Source organism: Acetobacter conturbans (genome assembly GCF_011516755.1).
GTDB lineage: Bacteria > Pseudomonadota > Alphaproteobacteria > Acetobacterales > Acetobacteraceae > Acetobacter > Acetobacter conturbans.
In genome coordinates this window covers 175,846-201,356 of record NZ_WOSY01000001.1, presented here as the reverse complement: position 1 = coordinate 201,356, position 25,511 = coordinate 175,846, and the positions used below count along the sequence as shown (strand labels likewise).

The window sequence follows — 25,511 nt, the reverse complement described above, 5'->3', positions numbered from 1 at the left end:
AGGAACAACCGGAACGCAAGGATTTTGCATCATGGCGATGCCCGATTTCACACTGCGTCAGCTCCTTGAGGCTGGCGTCCACTTTGGTCACCACACCCGCCGCTGGAACCCGCGGATGGCGCCGTATCTGTTCGGCATCCGCAATCAGGTCCACATCATCGATCTGCAGCAGACCGTCGTCCTGCTGGATCGCGCCCTGAAGGTTGTCCGTGACACCGTCGCCGGTGGTGGTCGTGTGCTGTTCGTCGGCACGAAGCGCGCCGCGTCCGATATGGTTGCCGAAGCCGCTCAGCGTTGCGGCCAGTATTACGTCAACCATCGCTGGCTCGGCGGCATGCTGACGAACTGGAAGACCATTACGGGCTCCATCAAGCGCCTTCGCCAGATCGAAGAGATGCTGAACGGTGAGACGCAGGGTCTGACGAAGAAAGAAATCCTCGAGCTGACCCGCACGAAGGATAAGCTTGATCGTTCACTCGGCGGCATCAAGGACATGGGCGGCCTGCCCGACATCCTGTTCGTCATCGACACGACGAAAGAGAAGCTCGCGATTGAGGAAGCCACGAAGCTCGGCATCCCCGTCGTCGCCATCCTCGACAGCAACTCGAACCCCGAGGGCGTGACCTACCCAATTCCGGGTAACGATGACGCCATTCGTGCGATCGAGCTGTATTGCAACCTCATCTCCGGCGCTGTGCTGGATGGCATCTCCGCCGAGATGAGCGCATCGGGTCGTGACATCGGCGCTGCCGAAGAGCTTCCGGTCACCGAAGTCGTGGCAACGGAAACGGCTGCTGAAGCAGCTCCAGCCCCGGCTCCGGCGGCGGAACCCGCTCCGGCTCCTGCCGAGGCTGGCTGATCAAGGGATAAGGAGACCTGCTGGCGTAAGCTGGCAGACCTCCCCTGAAAAAAGACAGCAAGCACGTCCCGCAGGGTGACGTGCTTGCTGCTATTGTGGAGAGAGAATCATGGCGGAAATCACAGCTGCGCTCGTAAAAGAGCTTCGCGAGAAGACCGGTGCAGGCATGATGGACTGCAAGAAGGCGCTGAACGAGACCGCCGGCGATATCGAAACCGCCATTGACTGGCTGCGCAAGAAGGGTCTCGCCGCCGCTGCGAAGAAGTCCGGGCGTGTGACGGCCGAAGGTCTCGTCGGTGTCGTTTCCGAAGGTAAGCGCGCCGCGATGGTCGAGGTTAACGCCGAGACCGACTTCGTTGCCCGTAATGAAGCCTTCCAGGGTTTCGTCGAGGACATCGCCAAGGCAGCCCTCAAGGTCGGTGACGATCTCGAGAAGATCAAGGCTGCTGTGGTTGCCTCTGGCCGCACGGTTGCCGACGAACTGACGCATCTGATCGCCACGATCGGCGAGAACATGTCGATCCGTCGTGCCCGCGTTCTGGAAGTGCCGTCCGGCGTTGTCGCCACCTACATCCACGGCGCCCTGAAGCCGGGCCTCGGGAAGATCGGCGTTCTCGCCGCTATCGAAGCACCGTCCGAGAGCGACGCCATCGAAGCGCTGGGCCGTCAGGTTGGCATGCACATCGCAGCCACCCGTCCGGCCTCCCTCGATGTGAGCAGCATTGATCCGGAAGCCGTTGCGCGTGAGCGCACCGTGCTCAAGGAGCAGGCTCTGGCCTCGGGTAAGCCGGAAGCCATCGTCGAGAAGATGATCGACGGCCGTATCCGCAAGTTCTACGAGGAAGTCGTTCTTCTGGAGCAGGTCTGGGTGCATGACGGCGAGAGCCGCGTGAAGGCCGTTCTTGACAAGGCTGGCGTCAAGCTGATCGGTTTCGACCGCTTCCAGCTCGGCGAAGGCATCGAGAAGGAAGAAAACGATTTCGCCAGTGAAGTCGCCAAGGCCGCAGGCGGCTAAGGTCCGGATCGTTCGGAAATGAAGGAGGGCGGGGCATCCCTTGAATGGGAAGCACCCGCCCTTGTTCTGTCTGCCGTCCTGTTCGGAGAGGCGGACGCGCTCGTGCATCTCTTCTCACCCGCTCAGGGTGTCACGCACGGGCTGGTGAAGGGCGGCTTCGGTCGCCGTAACGCCGCAACATGGCAGCCCGGAAACCTCGTGCAGGCCCACTGGCGTGCCCGCGTTCCCGGTCAGTTGGGCACCGTCGCAGGCGAACTGGCGGCCCCGAACGCCGCCCGCGCCCTGTCCTCGCGGGAAAGTCTCGCGTGCCTGACCTCTCTTTGCGCCGTGGCCGACAGCGCCCTCGCGGAGAGCGAGCCGTATCCCGGCCTGTGTCAGGACAGCGCACAGGTGCTGGCTATGCTCGGCACCACAGACGTCGCCAGTGAAATATCCATCGTCATCCGCTGGGAAACGATCCTGCTCCGTGATCTCGGCTTCGCGCTGGATGTGTCCTGCTGTGCCGTCACCGGTCAGACCGAAGACCTGATCTATGTCTCTCCCCGAACAGGACGCGCCGTCTCGGGGGCGGGGGCAGGCGCATGGGCCGACCGGCTGCTGCCCCTACCGCCTTTCCTGCTGACTGCCGAAGCAACAGGCACACCTGATGAATGGCGCGACGGTCTCCGCCTGACAGGCCATTTTCTTACGCGAGATGTGTTCGGCCCGATTCACCGGTCGCTGCCCGCAGCCCGGATCAGGCTGGCCGATATGGTGCAGTCACTTCAGGCTGAGTGAACCTCTCACGCCAGAAACACTGACACTTCACCCAGCGTGTAGAACCGCACGTTCACATGTGTCCGGTGCGGCACGAAAAATGCCCCCGACAGCGATCCGGTCGTCACCACAGTGCCCGCCTCAATCGGCATGCCGCGGGCGGCTGCATGTCCCGCCAGCCATACAAGCAGACGTGAGAGATCTCCGGCTGCGTTGCCGCCCACCTGTTCCGAAACACGGCGGTGATCCACCCGCATCACAAAATGCTCATGGGAGGGATCAAACGCCGTCCAGTCGGTAAAAGCTGGCCCCAGAATCAATGCGCCATGACTCTGCTGGTCCGCCATATGCGCCAGCGGTGCCTGCGAGGCAGGCTGGGCGAAACGCGTATCCACAATCTCTATGGCCGGATGCACGCTGCCCACCGCTGCAAGCACGGTCTCGCGGGTGATGTCCGCGCCAACTGCGCGATCAAACCGGTAGGCAAACTCGACCTCTACGCCCCGATGGCGGAAGAAGTCAGCCGCGATCACCGCGCCATCGCTGAACAGCGTCTCTCCATGCAGAGGGGCTGCCGAGGGTTCTGCGAGCGCGTCACTTGCTCCCACCTTCCAACCTTTCACGGGACCCATGGAAGATGCGACAAAGTTTTGCACAGCATAGGCTGCCTCTTTCGTCTCAGGTACGAGAGAAGCGGCAAGAGACGAAATGGGGGCACTTTCAGCCTTGCGTACGGCCTGTAATTTCTGTGCGAATGGCTGCAGTGAACCGGGCAGATTATGGTTCAGCGTCATGGAAAGAAGCCTTTGTGTCGGTTCAACGGATATCAAAGTCTCCTGTTTTTGCATGGTAAATTCCAGAGATGAAGGAAAATATCATGAAAATTATATCTTATTCTTTCCGAAATGGGTTGTCTGATCTTGGTGGTTCGCACTCATGCGATAGACCGTTTGACACGCTGAATGTCTCTCGTGCGTCACCTGATTGCGATGTTTTATCTTGGTGTGAATGAATATCGCGTACTCATGACAAAATGTTCTTTTTCTCTGTCGGTAATGCGGAGTGTCTGCTGCCGAAAAAGCATAATGCCAGAAAGTACTTGTATATTTCAGCTATAAAATGATTTGGTTCGGACAGGGGTAGGCGGGAGTGCCTCTTGTCCCGAGGAGGTAAGCGCAGCGCAGACTGTTAGCGCATGACGCTGATCCACCTCGGTGCGCATGGGCATGTTTTTTTCAGCAGAAAATGCAGCAAAAACAACAAGATTTTATATTTGGTGGGGCCTGAAGTTTCAAATAAGGGGTGTGCACGCGATTTTATTATTGCGAATCCGTAATGGGATTGGTAGCTATGGGTTGCAGTCAGCCGGATGGACCCATATCCAAAGCGCATAGCTTCTGGTAAAACCTCCTTTGCCTGTAAGTCACTATTATCTAACGCTTTCTGGTGTGCATTTATCCTCTTCCGGAGTGGAAAATGAAACGAGTTTCCTTGCTGGCCAGTGTTACGTTTCTGAGCGGCACATCCGTAGCAGCCGCGCAGTCCGTACATGCCCATAAACCAAAAGTAACTGATTCTTCGATGGCGCAGGTACAGGCTGTCCCCAGTAAATCGACGAAAGCGAAAGCAGCCCGCACGCATGTCATGGCGGGTGCTGTCGAGGGGATGTCGGTGAGGGCGGCCAGGCATGTGACGAGGGGATCTACGACTGTTATCTCATCAAAAGAATTTAAATCAGCCGTTGCAGGAACATCGGTTTTGAAAATTCTTGAAAGACAGCCGGGTATCCTTTTTCAATCGGATGATCCGCAGGGCGTGGATACCGGTGGCGTAAAACTTTATATGCATGGGTTTTCACAGAACCAGATCGGTTTCGCTCTTGATGGTATTCCGCTGGGTGAATCAGTCTACCGTAACTACAACGGACTGAATACGGTCGAGGCGATCTCCTCGGAAAATGTTGGAAGCATGGATGTTTCCCAGGGCGCCGGTGCGCTTGATATGCCGAGTACAAATAGTCTCGGGGGCGCTATCCGGATTTACTCATCCGATCCGAAAGACAAGCTGGGTGGAACACTTGCCCAGACAGGAGGAAGCAATGGATCGGTGCACACGTTTATACGTTTTGACAGTGGTAAACTGAATAGCTCTGGTACGAAGTTTTACGCCTCATACATGCGTAACGACACGCAGCTTTGGAAGGGGCAGGGAGATCAGTTCCTGCAGCAGGTGAACTTCAAACTCGTGCAGCCGATACGCGAAGAAAGTCGGGTGTCTCTGTTCTTTGACTACTCTGATCTGTCGCAATACAATTACCAGGCTGAATCACTCGAGATGGTTCGTGTTCTCGGCTATAACGTTTCGAATACATACCCGGACTACCGTCGTGCTTATCAGATCGCGCAGGGTATTTATAAACACGGCGAAAACCTGACCAGCGACCCAAAAGACGTTGCGTATTATGCTGGTACGACAACCACAACGGATTATCTCGGCGGCCTGAATTTTCATTTCAAAATGGCTCCCAAACTTTATTGGGATAGTGTCGTGTATGGCCACGGACAGGAAGCTGCGACGCAGTGGAGCAGCCCCTGGCTGGCATCGGCCAATGGCGCGCCACTTTCAGAAATTGTTAAACAGCCGGCAATTCACAGGTATGGCCTGACTTCGGCAGTTACATATGATGTGGCCCGACACCATATCCGCGCAGGCCTGTGGTATGAAAACAATAAATATATTTCGAACATGTATGCCTATAACGATCCTGTCCTCGCCGACGGAGAAACAATCACCCCTAACCCGTTCCGTAAATGGCGGGATGCTTTTGCGCATCTCTGGGGGCAGACTTACAATACGAATACGTTTCAGACATTCATTGAGGATACTTACAGGCCGATCGACAATCTGTCGTTGCATGCTGGTTTCAAATCCATGCTGAGCACAACACATGTTTCTGAAACCGGAAACTACGAGCCCTACACCGGAACGGATGCTCTGGCAGGTGGTGTCGGACTTACAACTTTCGGGGCTTTTCTGCCGCATTTCAGTGCTAACTGGCGGTTTTTATCCCATCACGAACTGTATTTCGATGTGTCGCGCAACATGCGTGCTTATCCTGAGAGCGGTTACCACCTCTCTGCCTCACCCTTTGCTGTTTCGCAGGCTGCGTTCGATCTGGCTCGCAAAACTCTCAAGCCTGAATCCAACTGGGCTTATTCGGTCGGATACCGCTTTAATAGTCATTATGTGGACGCAGGCGTGAGTGGTTATCACGTCGATTTCTCGAACCGTCTGGGCGCGATGGTTGCTGGAAGTCAGCAGAATCCCCAAACCACGGTCACCAATCTGGGCGGCGTGACAATGAACGGTGTCGACTCATCAGTGACGATCCGTCCTCTAAAGAATTTGAGTATTTTCAACTCCGTCAGCTATAATCACTCCACATATGATAATAATGTGACGGAGGAGGGGGTGACCTATGCCGTTCAGGGAAAGCATGTCGTAAACTATCCTGTGTTTATGTATAAATCATCTGCTGATTATCAGTGGGGAAAAGCCGATTTTCACATAGATGCCTCTTACATCGGCACACGTTACTTCAGCTATACCAACGACACGAAACTGCCAACGTATTGGCTAGTCAATTTTGGAGCGCGGTATGATTTCGGGCGTATCGGGCCAGCAGCCAATCTTCAACTGACGTTCAATATCACCAATCTGACAGGTCAGAAATATCTGATCATGGCGGGAGACGATGGCGGTAATCCATTGTCCGGCGACTACCAGTCTCTTGTGGTCGGTGCGCCAAGGCAGTTCTTTGGTGGTGTCAGGGCGGATTTCTGATTTATCTTTTCCACTGCCAGAACAAGGTAAACTGATGCATGGTTGTGGAGAGAGTGGCTCATGGTCCTGGCGCCCATAAAGGCTTCGTGTGAGTGCGTCTGGGCCAGAAGATGGCGGGATATTGAGCAGGGTGAACTGGGATGACTGAAGCCGACGGCAAGCGGCCGGGTGGGGGGAAACACAGTCTGCCGCTGAAGGAGCGAATGGCTTTCGGTCTAGGTGATCTCGTCGGCAACGGGATGTTTGGAATCACCGGCTCCTATCTGATTCATTTTTATACCGATGTCGTGGGCATGGCGGCAGGACAACTCGCCATGCTGATGCTCGTGGCGCGGATCGTGCACAGTTTTTCCGATCCGGTGGTGGGGTTGATTATCGACCGGCGCGGGCTGTTCTCCGGGCGCGTCATGCCTTACGTGCACTGGTTTGCCGTGCCGCTGGCCCTCTCTCTTTGCGCCTGTTTCGCTCGTCCATTCTCCGGTGCTACCGGTGAACTCATCTGGGCCTGGGTCAGTTATCTGGCAATGGGTATCATATTTTCGTTCTTCATTGTTCCATATGGACTTCTTCCAAATACAATGAGCGAACGGTCAGATGACCGCCTGTCACTCTCAACCTATCGCATGGTCGGCGCGACCCTCGGAACCTTTCTGGTGGGCAGCCTCGTGCCGCCAGCCATTGCCCATTTCGGATATATGGCCGGTATCGGGCTGGTTGCCGCCGCAGGCGCTGTGGTGGCCATGGTGCCTTCATGGGTCTGTCGTGAGCGCATAGCGCTGGCTCCGGACAGGCTGCCCCTGAAGGTGACACTGCGGTCTCTGCTGCAAAACCGGGCATGGGTCGTGGTTACCCTCGCACTCAGCCTGTTTTATATCGATCTTACATCTTTCTATGGTTTTGCAATTTATTATGCCGAGCATGTTCTGGGGCGTGATGCAGCCTTTGGTGGCCTGCTGATTTCAGTCATGGGCGTGACAAAGGCCACGGGCGTGTTCGTATCGTCATTCGTGGCCCCCCGTCTCGGCTGGAAACCTGCGATCACGCTGGGATATGCCTGCTCCATGACGGGTCTTATCCTGTTCTGGATGGCACCGAACACTGCGTGGCTTTTGATAGGATTATTCGGACTGGTATGCTTTTTCGATGGAATAGCGCTCCCCGTATTTTACACGATGCTGGCCGAAGCGATCGATATCGGAGCCGTGCTGACAGGTGTGCGCGCCGCAGGAATTGCGTATTCGATGAACAGCTTTGCCGGAAAAAGTGCGTGGGCTCTTGGCGGATTCCTGGTCGCGGCGCTTCTTGCATGGGGTGGTTACGACGGCCATGCGGCGATCCAGAGCGAAGCCGCCAGACACGCAATCACGTTCGGTTTTTTGGGCGTTCCATTCTGCGTCGGGTTGCTGTCGATCATTGTGATCCAGCTTTATCCCCCGGTGTCAGCAGCGACAACGATGAGCAACTCGGCAGAAGCCCTAATCATTCCAGAGGATTGAAACAATGACCGGATGGATAGAGCGCACTCTGACGGAAATGACCCTGCTGGAAAAACTGGCTCTCATTTCCGGAGCCGGATTGTTTCATACCCAGGCAATCGAACGGCTTGAAGTTCGCTCTCTTCGCATGGCGGATGGTTCAAACGGTCTTCGGGTGGTGCGTCCTCCTGAAACGTCGGCGCCAACAGAAGATGACACCGACGCTTTTTTCGCGCTGGTGGAGACCGGCCGCAAGACCGAGCAAACGGGAACAGCCCTGCTGGGGGCAAGTTATCCCGCCACCTGTTTCCCTGCCGCGTCGGTTCTGGCGGCAAGCTGGAATCAGGCGTTCATGCATGAGGTCGGGTGCGCACTCGCAAAGGAATGCCGTGCACGCGGCGTGGACGTGTTGCTGGGGCCGGGAGTGAACATCCGGCGCATGCCACTCGCCGGACGAAGCTTCGAGTATTACAGCGAAGATCCGGTCCTGTCCGCTGATATGGCCGCGGGATTCATTCGGGGTCTGCAAAGCTGTGGTGTGGCGGCCTCGCTCAAACATCTGGCCTGCAACAACTCCGAAACCGAGCGGATTACAATGAATTCGGTGGTGGAAGAGCGGGCGTTGCGGGAGGTCTATCTGGCAGTATTCGAGCGCGTCATAAAAAAGTCTGATCCATGGACGGTCATGACAGCCTATAATCGCCTCAATGGCCAGCAGGCTTCGGAATACCCGTGGTTGCTCAATGATGTATTGCGTCATCAATGGGGGTACGACGGGCTGGTGGTATCCGACTGGCATGCCATTCGTGATCGCCCGGCGGCTTTGCTGGCAGGCTGCGATCTTGATATGCCCCTGAGCAAAGCGCGGCAGACCAGATTGGCCAATGCCCTTGCCGCCGGGACAGTGCCGATGGCGTCAGTCGATGAATCATGCCGACGGATGCTGGAACTTATCGTGCGTATCGATGAGGCGCGTAAGACGGAAGAGGCTGCTCCTGTTCCGGATTATCCGTCCCATCATGCGCTGGCAGTGCGGGGGGCGGCAGAAGGCTGCGTGCTGTTGCGGAATGAAGACGGTATTCTGCCTCTGAAAGACGAAGGCGGTGCAGTTCTCGTGGTGGGGACAGATGCACTTCTGCCCCAGATACAGGGGGCGGGCAGTGCTGCCGTGACGGCATGGCGGGTAGACGAACCCCTGGCCTGCCTGCGTGAGCGCTTTCCTGAACGCGAAATCTGGTATGCACCGGGCTGGATGGAAGATGGCACGGCATCGATCGAACGCGAAAAAGAAGCCGTGAAACTGGCCTCTCTGGCGGAAACGGTTGTTGTTTTTGTCAGCGCCCCAAAGGCAGAATCGGGAGAGGATGCGGACCGGAAAAACCTCTCTTTGCTTCCTGCCCATGATGCGTTGATGGCGCGTCTGCGGAAAGGCGATGTGGATGCGATTGCGGTGGTGATCGCACCGGATGCAGTGCTGTTGCCCTGGCGCAACGATGCAGCAGCCATAATGCTCGCGGGTTATGCCGGGCAGGGGTTCGGGCAGGCCATCACGGCGCTTCTGTCTGGTGATCGGTGTCCATCAGGAAAACTGACGACAAGCTGGCCTCAGCACGAGGAAGACTGTCCGGCTGCTCTGGGATGGCCCGGTGAACAGGGGCAGCATCTGTATCGGGAGGGCATCTTTGTCGGCTATCGCTGGTTTGATCGCAGGAAAGTGGAACCAGCCTACCCATTCGGATTTGGCCTGTCCTACACAAAGTTTTCTTATAATGACTTGGCCATGGAGCAGAGTGGAGAGGGCCGCGAACAAACAGTCAAGATAAGCTTTTCCATTGCCAATGAGGGGACAGTCGCCGGGCGGGAAGTATGGCAACTCTACGTGCACCGCCATGATACAGGAAAACGTGAGCAGCGGATGACATACCCTCTGCGGGTTTTGCGTGAATTTGGCAGCATGTCTCTGGAAGCAGGGGAAAGACGCCGGATCGAACTGACTCTTTCCTTCCGTGATTTTGCCTATTTCGATATCCTGCAGCAGGACTGGCAGCTTTCAGACAGCCCTATCATGATTGATGTCGGTGCATCCTCACGCGACATCAGGCTGAGCACGACAGTTATGCCAGATCTTCTGACAATGGATGCGCCATTGGTGACGCCTGAAACACCAATGAGTGCAGTCCTCGAACTCGCCGGAGCTGAAGAGAGTCTCGTAGAGTGGCTGGTGTGTGAAGAGGCCATGAGTCAATCGGATGCAGCCGATCTTCTGGCACGAGGACGTCAGTCGTTTCTTGGAATTTACGATACATTGTCATGGAGCCTGAGCCATGAACCACAAATCGACGGACTTGTGACCGCACTGGCGCGGATCGGCAGAACTGGGTGAGTGGAAAATAACCATGCTGATTAACGGAAACATGCCCATGGCGCGCGCATGGAATACATGGTCCGACCACCCGGCCGCGATGGTGTTCCTGCCGTTGGGTGTGCGCATAACCCCGATCCTCTATTCGACGAAACTGAAAGCCGCCACCACGCTGGCTGGCGGAAAAGACATGACATTCGGTCGTCATGCGATGGATGGAAGCCTTGTCGAGTTTTCGACGAACTTTGCAGGAACTGGTATCGACTTTTCCTGTTCCAAACCGGAACCTCGTGCAGTGGTGGGGGAATGGAAACTCACCAGAAGCGGCGAATGGGGCCTGCGTTACTGGGTGTCGCTCTGCCTGTCTGCCGATGATGGCAGCAAGGTGCGCTGGACCGGCACTGAAGCCCTCGTTTCGATCAAGGGCCGTATCGTCGCGCTCCGTCCGGACACAGCCCCCGTTCAGGTCACTGCCCATGAAACACTGGAAGAGGTTCAGGACGACTTCGAGACAAATGGTTATTTCTACAAGGGAAGTCGGGGTGTGGAAGCTCCGGTTCTGGCACTGCGTTTTAATCTTGAAATGATGCCATCCTGCCGCTTCGCTGCTGTTGTCGCAGATAGTGAAGAACTGGCCGTGACCCTTGCAGAGGCTGCGCTTCGTAAAAGCACAGATCTTGCCATGCTGCCCACACAGGAAGGGCGTCACGCAGGAGCGCTCGATGCAGTGCGTGACGTCATGGCATGGAATACCCTGTATGATGGGCTGAACCACCGTAGTTATACCTGCGTCAGTCGCCTGTGGAATCTGGGAACATTCGCCGTCTGGTGGAACGACCAGACCTATGCGGCCCTGATGACCTCTCTGTTCGATCGGATCGTATCACGCGAAAACATCGATGTTTCGATGGCAAGTGCTACGCCACAAGGGAATTTCGCCTGCATCGTAACGTCGAACGATGCATGGGTCGATCGCACACAGGCGCCGAATGGCGCGTTCATGATGTGGATGATCTATCTGCGCACGGGCGAACTGAGCGTGCTTGACCGGACCTACGAAGATCTCGTCCGTAACCACGACTGGTGGCGCACTATGCGCGATCCCGACGGCACCGGACTGGTCTCATGTGGCACATCGGACGTGGGAGATGGGCTTTATCAGGGCACACGCTTTGGTGCATGCAATGAAACGGGCATGGACAATTCGCCAACTCATGACGAGGCCATCTACGATCCTAAGGCACGTTGCCTGTCCACCGTTGACCTCGGATTGAACTGTTGCCTGACACTTGATGCCGAAATGCTGGCCAACATGGCGCGTGCACTGGGGCGCCCGGATGAAGCCACACGTTTCGATGCACTGGCGGATGCGGGGCGACGCGCCATCTCCGAAGTCCTGTGGGATACGGAACGGGATGTCTTCGCCAACCGACAACGTGGTCTGGGAACGTTTGTAAAAAGCATTGGTCCCACATCACTTTATCCCCTGATCTGTGGCGCGGCGACAGAACAGCAGGCGGAGCAGCTGGTCGCACTCCTGATGGACCCGGATGTATTTGGCGGGCGTTTCATGCTGCCGAATGTCAGCCGCAACGATCCTGCGTTTCATGACAATGTTTACTGGCGGGGGCGGATCTGGCCCAACGTGAATTACTTCGTGTGGCAGGGACTGCGGCGTTACGGTCTGGATCGGGCCGCAACGTCACTTGCTGACAGCAGCATGGATCTGTTCGATCTCTCCTGGAAAGAGAAGAGAATATCAGGAGAAAACTACAACGCCGATACCGGTCTGGCCGACGATCAGGCGGATACAGACCTCTTCCTGTCATGGGGAGCCATGCTGCCGCTGATCGGGGTATCGGATGTCATGGAAATGAGCCCCTGGCATGGGTGGTGCGTGTCGTGGAACGGCACGGCAGGTCGACTGGGGCCGGTTACAAGTCCGGTTGGACCCATCACCCTGCATATGACCGAGGAAGAAGCGCGCATCGAACGCGAGGGGCGCTTGCTTCTGGGATGGACCCGTCAAGGCCGCGTTTCACAGATCCGCATCGAAAACACTTTTATCTCTCTGCAGTTTTCACGGCATGATGCTGAAAAAGAAGGTCGGCTTGTTCTGGGTAATGTTCACCCATCATCCGTCGTTCGGGCGGTTTCGGCTGGCAGCGACCTGACCGTTTCCGACGGCCCGCGCGGGGCAGAGATCGTTCTGGAAAAAGGCGCCTCCGGGATTCAGGTCTGGCTTTCTCCCTCTTCTGAACATCATGGATATACCCGAGGCTCTGACTGAATATGCACGGAGACAACGAGTTCCGCCCGGCCGCCTTCTGGTTCTGGCATTATCTGCCCGATGAGCAGGAATGTCAGGACGTTCTTGAATCGGCGGCGCGCGCTGGTCTCGGCTGTCTTCTGGTGCAGGCCCGGCTGTCGATGCCGCTTGGTGACTATCTTTCATCCGATTATCTGGCCCGGTGCGCGTTCGTAGGCAGGCAGGCGCAGGCTCTTGGCCTCTCCATCGAAATTTATGACGAATATAACTGGATGTCCGGGCATGGCGGCGGAACGACCGTCGCAGGGGCCGATCATCTGCGCGAACGCCATCTCTTCTGGTGCAAGGGAAGAGCCGCACCGAAAGGTGAGGCGCATGTTTTCACGATTTCTTCCATACATTCCAGTTTCCTCGATTTTCTCGGACCGGAAGGAGCCTTGTGGTGTCAGGAAGAAGGGCATGCCAGGTGGGGAGAGTGGCAGGTCGAGGGCTTTGTGCGGAATGGCGAGGTGCTGTCTCCACGCGACCTGATCGTGGAACCGGGTGAAGCGGGTTGCACGGTGACTGCGTGGTTTGGAGAGGAGGCGCAGGATAGGAACCCGAGCGATCCCAAGCGGCATGCCGCAACAGTATCCGGTGAAAGCATCACGCTTCTCGTCTCCGCCCGAAGCCTGCAATCACGGCTGGTGAACTATCTTCTGCCAGAAATGGCGGAACGCTTCGCCGATAAGGTCTATGGCCCACTTCTTGAAACACTGCCTACTGCGGAAGGGTTTTTCTTCGATCACCCCTATGCCGGTTTTCAGGACTGGACCGAGCGATGCGGTTTTGTCGGCAACAGCATTCTCTGGGACGAGAGTTTATTGACGCGCGGGCTGAGCCTGCGCCATCTTGCCGCTCTTGCGGAGGAAGAAGACGAAGACTCCTCGCGTCTGCGTCTTGAGTTTTTCAGACTCTACTCATCGCGCATGCATGAAGCATTTTTCGGAACGCTGTCACGGTGGTGCCGGGAACATGGAGTGGGGCTGAGCGGACACGAACTGCTGCCGCATGTCGGAGCATGGTCACCCCGCAAAGGGCTCGGAGGAATGGACCCGCGCGTGATGCCGGGAACAGATCACTTCGGCGTGGACCGTTACCGTAAGTCAACCACGGTCGATGCCGCAGACTATGTGCCTCAGCTCTCAGTGATCCTCGGCGACTCAGTCGCACGGGCGAACGGACGCTCACGCTGCACGGTCGAACAATACTCTACCGGACGCGAAGCAGGGCGGGCGTCTCTGCTGGGGCAGTGGGATCTCACGCCCGCACGCCTCCGTACACAGTCCCTGCGACATCTCCTGTGCGGCGCGCGGCGTATATTGCTGCACGCGCTCTACCTCCCCGGCGTCGTGAACAGAACACCAGCAGGAATGTTCGACCCCCGTCAGGATTTTCCACCCGGCTTCAATCTACAGCCATGGTGGGAGCATATGGCCCTTCTTTCAAACGAGCTTTTGCAGGTTTCAAAGTTTTTGGAAGATGGCGTCCCGGTCCGTACTGTCGCACTCCTGTATCCGCTGGCCGATCTGTGGGCAGGTCCGGTCGATGCCGCCTCGGCGCGTATATTCGGAGCATGGGCGCAGGCTCTGGATGAAGCAGGCTGTCCTTTTGTCATCATCGACGAAAGCCAGTTGCAGCAAGGTCAGATCGAGGCCGGGATTACGACCGTCATCCTGCCGGGTGCAGGGTGGCTTGAACATGCGGCAAGCTTCACCACTTTGTCGGCCTTCGGTGCCCGGAGGGGGTGCGAAATTCTGACCAGCACCATAAAAGAGCGGCCATTAGTGCCACTTTGCGGACAGGAAACCCCGGACAACATCGAGTTCTCCACCAATAGAACGGCACTGGAAAACATGCTGCGGGGTGTGTCCGAAGAGACCATCGGCGCGGAGGCATGGCGTCTTGCCGCGACGCTTCGAAACGTCGCGTGCCTCTCGCCGCCAGACCAGCCCGAAAACATCGCGGTTCATGCAAAGCAGAAGCCTCCCCTCGGCGGTCGCATCACCTGGCATCGCCTGTCCGACACTGCCGATGGGGGCGCACGCGCCCGGCTGGCTGTTCAGAATGAAACCGGCCGGTGGCGTGACCTTGTGCTTGGAGTCTCTGAAAATCCCCGGCACCTGAAAGCATGGGAACCCGTCCCCGCAGAGGCTGGCAGGGAGGATGGCCCCCTCAACTGGACAGGACGCTCATGGGGAACACTGGCCGCCGGAGAGACCGCCGCCATCCGAATGCGCCCGCATGAAATGCTTTGTCTTGAATGGCAAGAAAGCGCACCGGCCGACAACGATCCCGCAACAGGGAAACTGGACGGCGTGCAGGAATGGATGCCCTTCCCGAATGCGCCCACGGTGAGCCTTTCGGAAGGCTGGCAATTCACGGAAGATCCGCGCAATGGCTGGCAGCCTGTCCAGACCGGGATGTCGCTGGAAGAGCAGGGCATGGGAACCGAAGGGCAGGGGACATACAGACTCGATCTGGGAACAATAGACCGGACCAAAACGACCTGTTCCATCCTCCCGCAACCCGGCGAAACCGGTGCATGCGACAGACCATCGGACCTCCATTATCGCTGGTATCTGGTGATCCCGGACGTCAGAGGAGCTCTGGCCTGTCACCTCAATGATCTTCCATGCGGGATCAGCCTGACCGATCAGACCGCCTTCGCATTACCCGCGGGGGTGACACTCCCCGCAGGCTTGCTGGAATTGGTCTGGCGAGGCACTGCAGCAGGACGATTCTACAAGGATCATCCTGTCGTGGAAGGAGAACGACGCGAGAAAAGCGGTCTCCTGAGCGCGCCACGACTGGAACTCTGGCGATCCGGGCCACGTCTGCGACGGTTAGAGAACTGCTAAACGGTCACCATTCCGCGCCGATCATGTGTTTGGGCTGGTTCGGTCCCGGATCGGCATTGCTCGACCACACGGTCCAGTCCCAGCCGGGATGCTGGTTGATTTCCGCCGTCATCGCGGCCTGACTGGGAACTCCGGTCAGAGTCTTGCTCTTGTAGTCCATGAACGCGGCCTGACCGCCCATGTAGACACACCCGCAACCGATGCGGTCGGCATACAGATAGACCGGCCCCGTGCTGGTCGGGCGATAGGTCATCATGCCGGCGGGCAGAAGATTCATCATCTCGTAGCGGGCCGTCGTGTCTGCCGCATGCGCCGTGAAGCCGCTGTAAGCGAGTTGTTCACCGGTCCGGAGGTAGCGATCAGCCGGTGAACAGGCAGCAAGACCGCCGAGCGCGGCCATCAGGGAGGCAAGGCGAAGTGTCGGACTGCGTGAAAAACCGGTCAGGACGTTGGCCAAAGTCTGTGTCTCCGTTATTGGTGCGCACGACGGAGGACACAGGACATGAGTGACACGTTCGAAGGCCATATTGAGGACACCCGGCTCGCCGACGCATTGAGCGAGCGGTATCTGGCTTACGCACTGTCCACCATCATGTCCCGCTCGTTGCCGGATGTGCGGGACGGTCTCAAGCCAGTGCACAGACGCCTCGTCTTTGCCATGCACCAGCTTCGCCTTGATCCCGCATCCGGGTTTAAAAAGTGTGCACGCGTCGTCGGTGACGTGATCGGTAAATACCATCCACACGGCGATGCCTCGGTCTACGAGGCCCTCGTGCGGCTCGCGCAGGACTTCGCCGTCCGATTCCCGCTCGTGGAAGGGCAGGGCAATTTCGGCTCCGTGGACGGCGATAACGCCGCTGCCATGCGATATACCGAAGCCCGGCTCACCAAGGTGGCGCAGGCGCTGCTCGAAGGCATCAACGACGATGCCGTCGATTTCCGTCCCACCTATGACGGTGAGGACGCCGAGCCGATCGTGCTGCCTGCCGCCTTCCCGAATCTGCTGGCCAACGGCGCAGCGGGCATCGCCGTCGGCATGGCCACAAGCATTCCGCCGCACAATGCCGGTGAAATCTGCGCCGCCGCCCTGCTGCTGATCCGCAACCGCGATGCGACCAACGCCGACCTGCTCCAGCATATGCCCGGCCCGGATTTCCCCACCGGCGGCATCATCGTCGAGGATTCGGACGCCATCCTGAAGGCCTACGAGACCGGACGCGGCGGCTTCCGCATCCGGTCCCGCTGGCAGGTCGAGCAGGGACGTTTCGGCACATGGCAGGTGGTGGTCACCGAGATCCCCTATCAGGTGCAGAAATCCCGCCTGATCGAGCAGATCGCCGATCTGCTGGTGCAGAAGAAACTGCCCCTGTTAGCCGATATCCGCGACGAAAGTTCCGCCGACATCCGCCTCGTGCTGGAGCCGAAAAACCGCACCATCGCGCCGGAAGTGCTGATGGAGACGCTGTTCAGGGCCACCCAGCTCGAAAGCCGATTCTCGCTCAACATGAACGTCATCGGCCCGGACCGCGCCCCCGGCGTGCTCGATCTGCGGTCCGTGTTGCAGGCATGGCTCGACCACCGCCTCGTGGTGCTGGAACGCCGGAGCGCCCATCGCCTCGCCGCCGTTGAAAAACGCATCGAAATCCTCGCAGGCTTCCTCGCCGTGTATCTCAATCTCGACGAGGTGATCCGCATCATCCGCGAGGAAGACGACGCCAAAGTCAGCCTGATGCAGACCTTCAGCCTCACGGACATGCAGGCCGAAGCCGTCCTCAACATGCGTCTGCGCAGCCTGCGGAGGCTGGAAGAAATTGAGATCCGCAAGGAACACGACGCGCTCGCCGCCGAACGCGACACGCTCCGCACCCTGCTGGCCGACCAGACGCTCCGCTGGTCCCGCATCGCCGCCGAGGTGAAGGAGATCGGCAAGAACTTCGGTTCCGGACCGCTTGGCGCACGCCGCAGCACGCTCGGTGCGCCTCCTGCGCCCATCGACCTCTCCGCCGCCACGCTCGTCGAGCGCGAACCGCTGACCATGATCCTTTCGGAACAGGGCTGGGTCCGCGCCATAAAAGGGCACGGCATCGACGCCAGCGCCCAGAAGTTCAAGGAAGGCGACAGCCTGCGCCTCGCGCTGCCCTGCCAGAGCACGGATCGCGTCTGCTTCTTCGCCACGGACGGTCGCGCCTTCACCGTCAACGCCGGTGACCTTCCGCGCGGGCGCGGAGACGGCCAGCCCGTGCGCCTGCTGATGGATCTCACCAATGACGAGAGCATTCTCTCCGTGTTCGTCATCGAGGAGGGCACGAAACGTCTTGTCGCCTCCAGCGTCGGGCGCGGCATGATCGTGGCCGATGCCGATTTCGCCGCCGAAAAACGAGGCGGGCGGCAGGTTCTCAACCTCAAGGGCGACGAAAGCGCGCGCCTCTGCATCCCTGCGCAGGGCGATCACGTCGCGGTCTATGGCGGCGAGAAGCGTTTGCTTGTCTTCCCGATCGACCAGCTTCCCGTTCTGGGCAGAGGACTGGGCGTCACGCTCCAGAAATACCCCGATGGCGGTGCGAAGCTCGGTTTGCGTCAGGCCGTCGTGTTCAGCGCCACGCAGGGCCTGCTCTGGCCCGGCGCTGTGAAGGTCCGCAGCTTCACTGAGCTGGAACCGTGGGTTGGTAAGCGCGCCGCCCCCGGCAAGGCCGCGCCGCCCTGGGCGATGAAGAAAGTATGAACCCAGCCAGCCAGGACATTCTCCCATCCTGACGCTTTTCATCCTGTTGCCCGTCCTTCTCGCGGGCGCGCTTTCGGCCACGCCTGAGCGATGGATCGGCCTGCCGCCGGGCCAGCAGCGCCTCGCCTGCCAGAGCGTCTGGCTGGTCGCGGCGGCCTGTGCCTTCGCGGCCCTGCCGTGGAGCGAAAGCCACTCAGCCACGGGCTTCTCCATTCCCGGCTTCAGATTCGATTCCGCTGGTAGCCTCTTCCTGATCGTCTTCGCCACCATCGGCTGTTGCGCCGAGCGCTGGGTGCGCCCCGGCGGTCGCCTGCCGCTCGCATCCGCCGCCGCCTGCCTCGCGGCCCTCGCCGATCATCCCGCCTCCCTGATGGTCACAGGCAGCACCGCCCTCATGCTCGCCTTGCCCGGTCGCCGGAACGCAGCCGCCGGATGCCTGCGCGCCCTCCTGTTCGCCGCCGCCTGCGCGCCCGGCCCGCTGCCCGCATCGTCACCGTGGATGGCCGTGATGGCCGCCCTCCTGTGCGCCACAGGGGAGGGACGCCGCACCCCTGATTGCGCCGTCGCCCCGTTGCTGGAAGCAGGCTGCGGCGTGCTGGTGCTCTGCCGCGCCCTCCTGCGCCCCGAGACCATCGCCACACCCGGTATGACAGCCCTCCTGCTGGGCGGCGGCATGTGCCTCGCCCTGTGCCGGATCGCCATCGCCCTGACCACGCCGCGGGGCAGTCGCGCCATCGCCGGTCTCGCCATGCTGCCAGTCGCCCTCGCCATCATGGCGCTCGGCCTGCTCATGCTCGCCATGACCGAAGGCTCCATCCTGACAGCCCACGCCGCTGCCAGCGTCCTGACCCTCGACCTCATCACTCTCTGGCCCATCGCCGCCGCCTTTCTCTGCGCGGGCGGACTGGTCACGGAAGGCGCTGGGTCCGACCATCTCGGTCGCCTCGGCGGCCTGATCCTCTTCGCACCGCGCCTGTCCGGACTGCTCGCCGTTGCCCTGCTGGCCCTGACGCTCCTGCCTCCGACCGGTGGATTCTCCGTCCTGTGGCTGCTCGTCGAGACAGCGCTCGGCCTGCTGCCGGACGGCTTCACTGCCGCCCTGCCATCCCTGACCTTTCTGCTGGGCCTCGGGGTGATCGTCGCGCTGTCGGGCCTCGCCGTACTCCGGCTGACCGCGCTGCTGCTGCTCGGAAGCGCCCGCAGTCCCCGCATGGCGGCCTGCCCGGACGCCACATGGATCGCCCTGTTCCCGGTTCTCGGAACACTGCTGTTCGCCTGTCTCACCGCCTGCGTGCCGGGCGGTGTGCTCCGCCTCACGACGCCTTTCCTGACGCGGCTGACAGGCGGCGAAACCGATGCGCCCCGACCGCCTCTTTTCACCCTCGTCGGCCCCGATGGTCTTTCATCGTGGATGCCGCTCGGCGTGACGGTCCTGCTGCTGCTCATCCTGCTGGCCATCCGCCTGTTGCAGGAACAGGCCATTCGCGCCCGACGCTCCTCCACGCCCGCCCGACGTGACATCCTCCCCGGCATCACCGCCGGTGAAACCGTGCCCTGGCTCGGCGGTCTGCCGACCCGCGAACCGCACCTTCCGTTCGGTGAACCCCTCATCTGGTCCGGACTGGACATGGCCCCCTCCAGCCTGAAGGCGGTGCTGTTTCCAGTTCGCACCCTCCCATTCTGGCGGAGAGCCGGGCTGCGCCACAGGACGGGCCGTACCCTGCGCCGCCTCCGCACCCTCATCGCCCTTGCCACGCCCCTCGCGGATTACGGCGCAGCCCTCGTCCTCGTTCTCGCAGCGCTCGCCCTCTGTCTGACGGTTCTCCCGTCATGACATTCTCCCAGATAGCTCTCGCCATCCTCCTCACGGGACTGCAACTGCTCGCCGTCATCCTCCTCGCGCCCTTTCTGAGCGGCTTTCGCAGCTTCCTCTCGGCCCGCGCATCCGGTATCGCCGCGCCCCCCGTCCTGCGCCGCTGGTTCGCCATCTCCCGCCTGTGGGGCACGCTCCCTCCCGTTCACCACAGCGACGCACCGCCGCTGATCGGCCAGTTCCTCACACCTGTCGTCGCCCCGTTTTCACTCGCGGCCTCTCTCTGCGCGGCCCTCCTCGTCCCGGCCTTCAGTCTCGGACTCATCACCGCGTCATGGTCCGACCTCACGTTGATCGCTCTGCTTCTGGTGCTTGCCCGCACCGGCTGCCTTCTGCCCGCCCTGACGCAACCCGCCGAAGCCTCTGCCGCTGCCTTTGGTCGCGCCGTCACTATGGCGCTGGTGTTGCCGACGCTCTTTCTCATCACGGCCCTGCTGTTCAGCGCCGGTGCGACAACCACGCTCGCCGCCGTGCTCGCCGACCTCAGTCACAGCAACCCGCTCGTCAATGGCGCGCCTTTCGTGCTTGCCGGTGCCGCGCTCCTCGCTGCTGTCGATCCCGCCCCACGCGCGGACACCGAAGCGGATGGGCAGAGCAGCGACGATGCCCTCCTGATGCTGACCCGCGATATCGTGGCGCTGACATGGCTCACCCTCGCGGGCGATCTGATATGGCCCGGCTCTCTGGCCCGGATCGCGGCCAGCCCGACCGTGCTCAGCGGCACGGGCGCCTTCCTGCTTGGACTGGTCTGCTGGCTCGTCCGCTGCTTTCTGCTCGGAACAATGCTGGCCGCTGGCCGCGCCTTCGTCATCGGCTCCGCCACCAGCACGCGTCTCCGGGGAGCGGCAGCTCTTTTGCTTGCCTTGCTGGCCCTGCAACTGCTGACCGCAGCCCGCCTCATGCCGACAGAAACCGGCCAGCCTGCAGACAGCGCGGAGGCGGACGGTCCTGCGCGGGAGACCGCCAGACCATGACGCTCGCTCTTGCCCTGTTGCCCCTGCTGGCCCTGTTCACCATTCTCGCTGGCCTCGCCGCCACGCCCGCGCTCGGCATCCTCACGGCGCTCTCCATCGTCCTGCTGCGCCACAGCGCCAGCACGCCATTGCCTCCCGTCATCCTGTTCACCGCCATCACCGCGCTGACCGTCTCCGTCGCGCCCGCATGGTGGCTGAGCCGCTATACCGAGGACACCGCAGGCCGCCCCCGCATCGCCAGCGCACTGGCTCTCTCGCTCGTCATGCTCGTCGCCGCCAGCCTCAGTCTGCCGTCAGAGGACCTGCTCCAGCCGCCTGCCATCCTCGCCGTGCCCTTCGTGCCGATGGATGCCGCCGTCGTCACCGTTGCTCTCGCCGTGACCTTCATCGGCCTCGTCACGCTGTCCCTCCGCTCCGGCGTCCGATACCAGTTCGCGGGTCTTCTCACCGCCTGCAACGGACTGCTCCTGACCGCCGCCAACATCCGCACGCCTTACGCCGGGTGGCTGATCGGCGCGTGCGTCCTGCTGCTGGCAGGAGCAGGCACATGGCTGGCAAGCCGCCTCTCTTTGCTGCGCATGAAAGCACCGGTGGAAGCTCCGGTGCCGGGAAGCGCACGTCAGGGCGGAACGAGGCAGGAAAGCCTGGTGCCAGAAGGCACTGCTGAGGGCGTCGTGGAGCCGGAGACCACAGGACCGGGAAGCGCAGAGCAGGGCAGGGAGACGCGCTGATGCTCATCACTGCCGACATCGTCCTGTTCCTCAGCCTCGTCTGGCCGTTTCTCGCCGGTGCGATCATCGCCATCTTCGCGCCTGATGCCCGAACCGGCGAGGAAGACGCACGCACCCGCTTTACCCAGCTTGCGGCCAATTTCTCCGTGGTGTCCTTCACCCTGAGTGCCCTCAACGTGCCGCTGTCGCTCTATCTCAGCGCCACGGCAGCGGAAGGCGTCGAATTCGGCTGGATGGTCGAAATGCCACTGGCCACCATCGGCTGCCTGCTGCTTCATGCCGGACTGGTCTCGCAGTGCTTCGCCCCGCCCCAGCCCGAGGAAGACCGCGCCCTCGTCGCCCGCGACACCGTGCCGTTCTGGACAACCGGCCTCCTGTCCCTCGCCATGCTGCTGGAAGAACCGGTCGCGCGGGCAGGGATGCTGCTCTCGGCCCCTATCCTCGCAGTGATCCTGCTCGATACGGGCGCCGGTCGTGGCCAGAATGGCTGGAACACCCTCCGCCGCACCGCAACCGGCGCGCTGCTGGTGTTCAGCGGCTTCCTCCACCCCAACCTGACCGTAGAGGGCATCCTCGCCGCTCTCGGGTTCTGCCTGCTCGCGGGCCTGTTTCCCGCCGCACTTTCCCGAGGCAACCCGTCCCCATCCCGCCCAGGTAACGCGCCGGAACTGCTGCGCGCCGCGACAGCGACACTGGCCGTCGCGGCCCTTCTCGCAACATTCCCGTTGCCACCTCCCACCATGTTCGCGTTTCGAGGCACGCTCTTTGTCCTGGGGCTGGCAACGCTGGTCGTGGCCACGCTCCGCCTGCGCCTTTCTCGCGCCGGACAGATCGACGCCATCGCGCAGGCCAGCCTCGGTCTCGCCGCCATCGCCGCAGGTGTTATCCATCCGCTGGTCGCCGACCTCGCCCTGCTCGGGCCACTGCTCGCCACCCCATGGCTCGCAGGCACTCCTGCCACGTCCGCGAAAGCCACCGTCATTTCCCGCTGGCTGCTGCTTCTGCCCGGTTTCTGCGCCCTGCTGTGCGCCGTGACGCTGGTGGCGGGCATATCCCTCCCGCTCACCCTGCTGCTGATCGCCGCCGCCCTTCCGGCCCTGCGTCCCGTCTCCCGTCTCATCGCCACCCACCATGCGCCAGCCCGCGTTGCCCCATCCCGCGTGCCGGCGAGCCGCCCGAACACCCAACCGACGCCCATTCATTCAGGCACCCCCGAGCCCCGCTCATGAACATCCCCCCCATCCTCTTCGGCGGCGCGCTGGTGCCACAGGAGCCCGAAGCGCCGTCAGCCAGAAAGACAATCCGTGCCGGTGAGAAAACCGACACGCCCTGGCGCTTCCTGCTCGGCGAAAGCGCGTGGTACGACCTCGTCGAACAGTTGCGGGACGACCAGAGCACAATCTTTCTTGGCCTGTGGTGTGACGGCCCGATGGTCCACGCCCTGTTCAGTGACGGCGTGCCCGGAACGGAGGCCGCCCTTCGGCCTCTCATGGCCTCTCACCTCCTCGACGGCCCGCGCTACCGGGGGTTCTCCGCCGTCCGTCGGGCAGCATCTCCCTTCGAACGCATGATTCGCGACCTCTGGGGCGTGGAGGCGATGGACGCATCCGACGCCCGCCCTCTGGTCGATCGCGGTGCATGGTCCGTGACCGCGCCACTCACCGAACGGCCGCCGCCCGCCACAACCACGACTGGAATGCCGGAATTTCCGCCGCCCGATCCGCTCGTCGCCGCACAGGGCATGCTCGCCACGCGCGGTCCCGCCACCGGCGGACCTGAAAGCCCGATCCATATGCGTCTCGGCGTGGCGGAAGGGCGCGTGCGCACGGTCGATACACTGACCGGCTTTGCCCATCGGGGACTGGCCTCACGCATGGCCGGCGTCACGCTCACCCGCGCCACGGAACTGGCCGGACGGATCAGCGCCCTGTCAGCGGTCGCTCACCAGTGGGCCTTCAGCGCCGCCGTCGAAAAGGCGACAGGCACGGAGATTTCACCCGCAGCGGATCATATCCGTGCCCTGCTCTGCGAAATCGAACGCATCTATACCCATCTCACCTGTCTGGCCCGGACAGCCCGCGCCACCGGGGCCGATCCCGTCGCCACGCGACTCTATCGGGCGCGGGAAACCCTGTCGCGGGTGTGCGGAGCGACACTGGGACGCCGCCTGCTGATGGACTGCATCGCCCCCGGTGGCGTGACCCTCGCCCTGTCAGGGGGCGACCTGCTCGGCGACAGCATGGTGCTGGAAGCGCTCGCCTCCCTCTGCGATGAAATCGCCGCGTTCGGCGCGACCGATTTTCCCCGCATCCGCGATTGCTGGCAGGCCTGCGCACCGCTCTCTTCCGGTCTTGCCGGCAAGGGCGTCGTCTCCCGCGCTCTGGCCGCCGATCTGTCCCTCAGCGGCCCGGTCGGCCGCGCCGCCGGACGCGGTGCGGACGTCAGGCAGGCGATGGACAGCTACAGCGCCCTGCGAATACGCACACCCGTCGCCACGGACGGCGACGCCGCCACCCGCAACCGGATACGCTTCGAGGATATCGCCGAAAGCCTGCGCATGATCGCGGCCCTCGGCGACATGCTTGCCGCCAGAAGCGATGCCCCCGACTTGAATCTGCTCGCCCCCCTCAGCACGCCGATGGATCGCCGCGAAGGCTATGCCGCAGTGGAAGGGCCGCACGGTCTCATCTGCCATGTGGTGATCCTGAAAGACGGACAGGTGGCGCATTCCTTCATTGCAGATCCTGCCGCCGTCTTGCAGGACGTGCAGGAAATCACCCTCTCAGGATGCGCGCTTCCCGAATTTGATGGTGTGCGGTGCTCATTCGGTGTTTCAGCCACGGCCGTCGACCTGTAAGAATGAACAGGCTGTCACCCCGTTTCCGTGACAGGACAACTGGGAGGGAGTCACGATGCCCACCGTTTTGATGCGTGCGTTGTTCACTTCTCTTCTCGCGCCGTCCGGCCCCGCGCTGCCGCCGGTCGTGTCCCGCACACCGCTGGTCTTCTTTCATGTAGACAGCGGCGGCTGCGAGGCCTGCGGGCTCGAGGTGGAAGCCCTCATGACCGGCAATTACGGGCTGGCCGAAGCCGGTGTCACCTTCGCCGATTCGCCGCGCACCGCCGACATGCTGCTGGTGACAGGATGCTGTTCCCGCATGATGGCGCCCGTGGTGAAAGCGGCATGGGAAACCATGCCGCAACCCAAGGGCCTGCTGGCGGTGGGAGCCTGCGCCATCGACGGTGGTCCTTTTTCCAGAAACTACGCGGTGCTGGGCGGGTTGCAGGCACAGGCATCCGTGGATTGCGCCATTCCCGGTTGTCCCCCGTCTCCGGACGCGATTCTCGACGGCATTATCCGGCTTCTGTCGCCCACGTCTCCGCCACCTCCTCGCGTGGACGCCTGACACAAACGGTCCGGGCTCATCCTGCATATCTCTCGTGCTGATTCGTCCGTCTTCGCGACAGGGCAAACTCAGAAAAGCAGCCTAACTCGCCTCGGGGGCCCACCGTGCGCCTCCGCGTTCCGTCGTGCGCCAATGTAACGCCGTCTTTATCCCCGCTCTCTCGCAAGGCGCACAGCCCTCAACAACCGGTGCATGGGGAAATATTTTCCCCAACCGGCGCGCAAAACACCCCTCCTGCCTGCACGTTTCTTCGCCTGTCATCGTAGCTGGTCCACGGGAAAGTTCTCGTCACCACTCGTAAATATCCTTTTCTGAAAACAGGATA

General features: G+C 61.0%; 17 protein-coding genes. 15 read left to right on the top strand and 2 right to left on the bottom strand.

Annotation, left to right across the window (positions count from 1 at the left end):
* Positions 1-31: 31 nt before the first annotated feature.
* The 3 genes from rpsB (at position 32) to recO (ending at position 2,651) form a co-directional block, all read left to right on the top strand.
* A complete protein-coding gene (rpsB, locus tag GOB81_RS00860; RefSeq protein ID WP_173568485.1) occupies positions 32-859 on the top strand; it encodes a 30S ribosomal protein S2 in 828 nt (275 codons plus the stop codon).
* A gap of 109 nt (positions 860-968) precedes the next feature.
* Positions 969-1,874 (top strand): translation elongation factor Ts, encoded by a 906-nt coding sequence (tsf, locus tag GOB81_RS00855; protein WP_173568484.1) that lies wholly within the window; start codon positions 969-971, stop codon positions 1,872-1,874.
* A gap of 18 nt (positions 1,875-1,892) precedes the next feature.
* Complete coding sequence (recO, locus tag GOB81_RS00850) at positions 1,893-2,651, top strand: DNA repair protein RecO (protein WP_173568483.1); 759 nt, start codon at positions 1,893-1,895, stop codon at positions 2,649-2,651.
* A gap of 5 nt (positions 2,652-2,656) precedes the next feature.
* Here recO and GOB81_RS00845 read toward each other — a convergent pair whose 3' ends face one another.
* Positions 2,657-3,424, bottom strand: coding sequence for a 2-keto-4-pentenoate hydratase (locus GOB81_RS00845; RefSeq protein WP_173568482.1), 768 nt, complete (start codon positions 3,422-3,424; stop codon positions 2,657-2,659).
* A gap of 682 nt (positions 3,425-4,106) precedes the next feature.
* Between GOB81_RS00845 and GOB81_RS00840 the strand changes: the two genes are divergently transcribed.
* The 5 genes from GOB81_RS00840 (at position 4,107) to GOB81_RS00820 (ending at position 15,479) form a co-directional block, all read left to right on the top strand.
* Positions 4,107-6,473 (top strand): TonB-dependent receptor, encoded by a 2,367-nt coding sequence (locus GOB81_RS00840; RefSeq protein ID WP_173568481.1) that lies wholly within the window; start codon positions 4,107-4,109, stop codon positions 6,471-6,473.
* A 140-nt stretch (positions 6,474-6,613) separates the two neighbouring features.
* Positions 6,614-7,969 carry an MFS transporter gene (locus tag GOB81_RS00835; RefSeq protein WP_173568480.1) on the top strand — a complete coding sequence of 452 codons (1,356 nt, stop codon included), beginning with the start codon at positions 6,614-6,616 and terminating at the stop codon, positions 7,967-7,969.
* 4 nt (positions 7,970-7,973) lie between these two features.
* Complete coding sequence (locus GOB81_RS00830; protein WP_173568479.1) at positions 7,974-10,331, top strand: beta-glucosidase family protein; 2,358 nt, start codon at positions 7,974-7,976, stop codon at positions 10,329-10,331.
* Positions 10,332-10,344: 13 nt separating this feature from the next.
* A complete protein-coding gene (locus GOB81_RS00825) occupies positions 10,345-12,600 on the top strand; it encodes an MGH1-like glycoside hydrolase domain-containing protein (RefSeq protein ID WP_173568478.1) in 2,256 nt (751 codons plus the stop codon).
* A gap of 2 nt (positions 12,601-12,602) precedes the next feature.
* A complete protein-coding gene (locus GOB81_RS00820; RefSeq protein WP_173568477.1) occupies positions 12,603-15,479 on the top strand; it encodes a hypothetical protein in 2,877 nt (958 codons plus the stop codon).
* Between the two features lie 4 nt (positions 15,480-15,483).
* Here GOB81_RS00820 and GOB81_RS00815 read toward each other — a convergent pair whose 3' ends face one another.
* Positions 15,484-15,936, bottom strand: coding sequence for a phenylacetate--CoA ligase family protein (locus GOB81_RS00815; RefSeq protein ID WP_173568476.1), 453 nt, complete (start codon positions 15,934-15,936; stop codon positions 15,484-15,486).
* A 45-nt stretch (positions 15,937-15,981) separates the two neighbouring features.
* On the opposite strand from GOB81_RS00815, the gene parC reads away from it, so the two are divergent.
* The 7 genes from parC to GOB81_RS00780 are packed head-to-tail and all read left to right on the top strand — an operon-like array spanning position 15,982 to position 25,186.
* Entirely contained in the window at positions 15,982-18,201 is a 2,220-nt protein-coding gene (gene parC, locus GOB81_RS00810; protein ID WP_173568475.1) for a DNA topoisomerase IV subunit A, read from the top strand.
* Between the two features lie 46 nt (positions 18,202-18,247).
* Positions 18,248-20,035, top strand: coding sequence for a hypothetical protein (locus GOB81_RS00805; protein ID WP_173568474.1), 1,788 nt, complete (start codon positions 18,248-18,250; stop codon positions 20,033-20,035).
* Positions 20,032-21,048 carry a hypothetical protein gene (locus GOB81_RS00800; protein WP_173568473.1) on the top strand — a complete coding sequence of 339 codons (1,017 nt, stop codon included), beginning with the start codon at positions 20,032-20,034 and terminating at the stop codon, positions 21,046-21,048. Before GOB81_RS00805 ends, GOB81_RS00800 begins: the two co-directional genes overlap by 4 nt.
* Positions 21,045-21,779, top strand: coding sequence for a hypothetical protein (locus GOB81_RS00795; protein WP_242009959.1), 735 nt, complete (start codon positions 21,045-21,047; stop codon positions 21,777-21,779). The genes GOB81_RS00800 and GOB81_RS00795 overlap by 4 nt, the downstream gene beginning before the upstream one ends.
* Positions 21,779-23,008: a hypothetical protein gene (locus tag GOB81_RS00790; RefSeq protein ID WP_173568472.1), complete on the top strand. Its 1,230-nt coding sequence runs from the start codon at positions 21,779-21,781 to the stop codon at positions 23,006-23,008. Before GOB81_RS00795 ends, GOB81_RS00790 begins: the two co-directional genes overlap by 1 nt.
* The gene (locus GOB81_RS00785; protein WP_173568471.1) at positions 23,005-24,636 is read left to right on the top strand and encodes an NADH-quinone oxidoreductase subunit D-related protein; all 1,632 of its coding nucleotides are present in this window, start codon (positions 23,005-23,007) and stop codon (positions 24,634-24,636) included. Before GOB81_RS00790 ends, GOB81_RS00785 begins: the two co-directional genes overlap by 4 nt.
* A gap of 55 nt (positions 24,637-24,691) precedes the next feature.
* The gene (locus GOB81_RS00780; protein WP_173568470.1) at positions 24,692-25,186 is read left to right on the top strand and encodes an NADH-quinone oxidoreductase subunit B family protein; all 495 of its coding nucleotides are present in this window, start codon (positions 24,692-24,694) and stop codon (positions 25,184-25,186) included.
* Positions 25,187-25,511 lie beyond the last annotated feature (325 nt).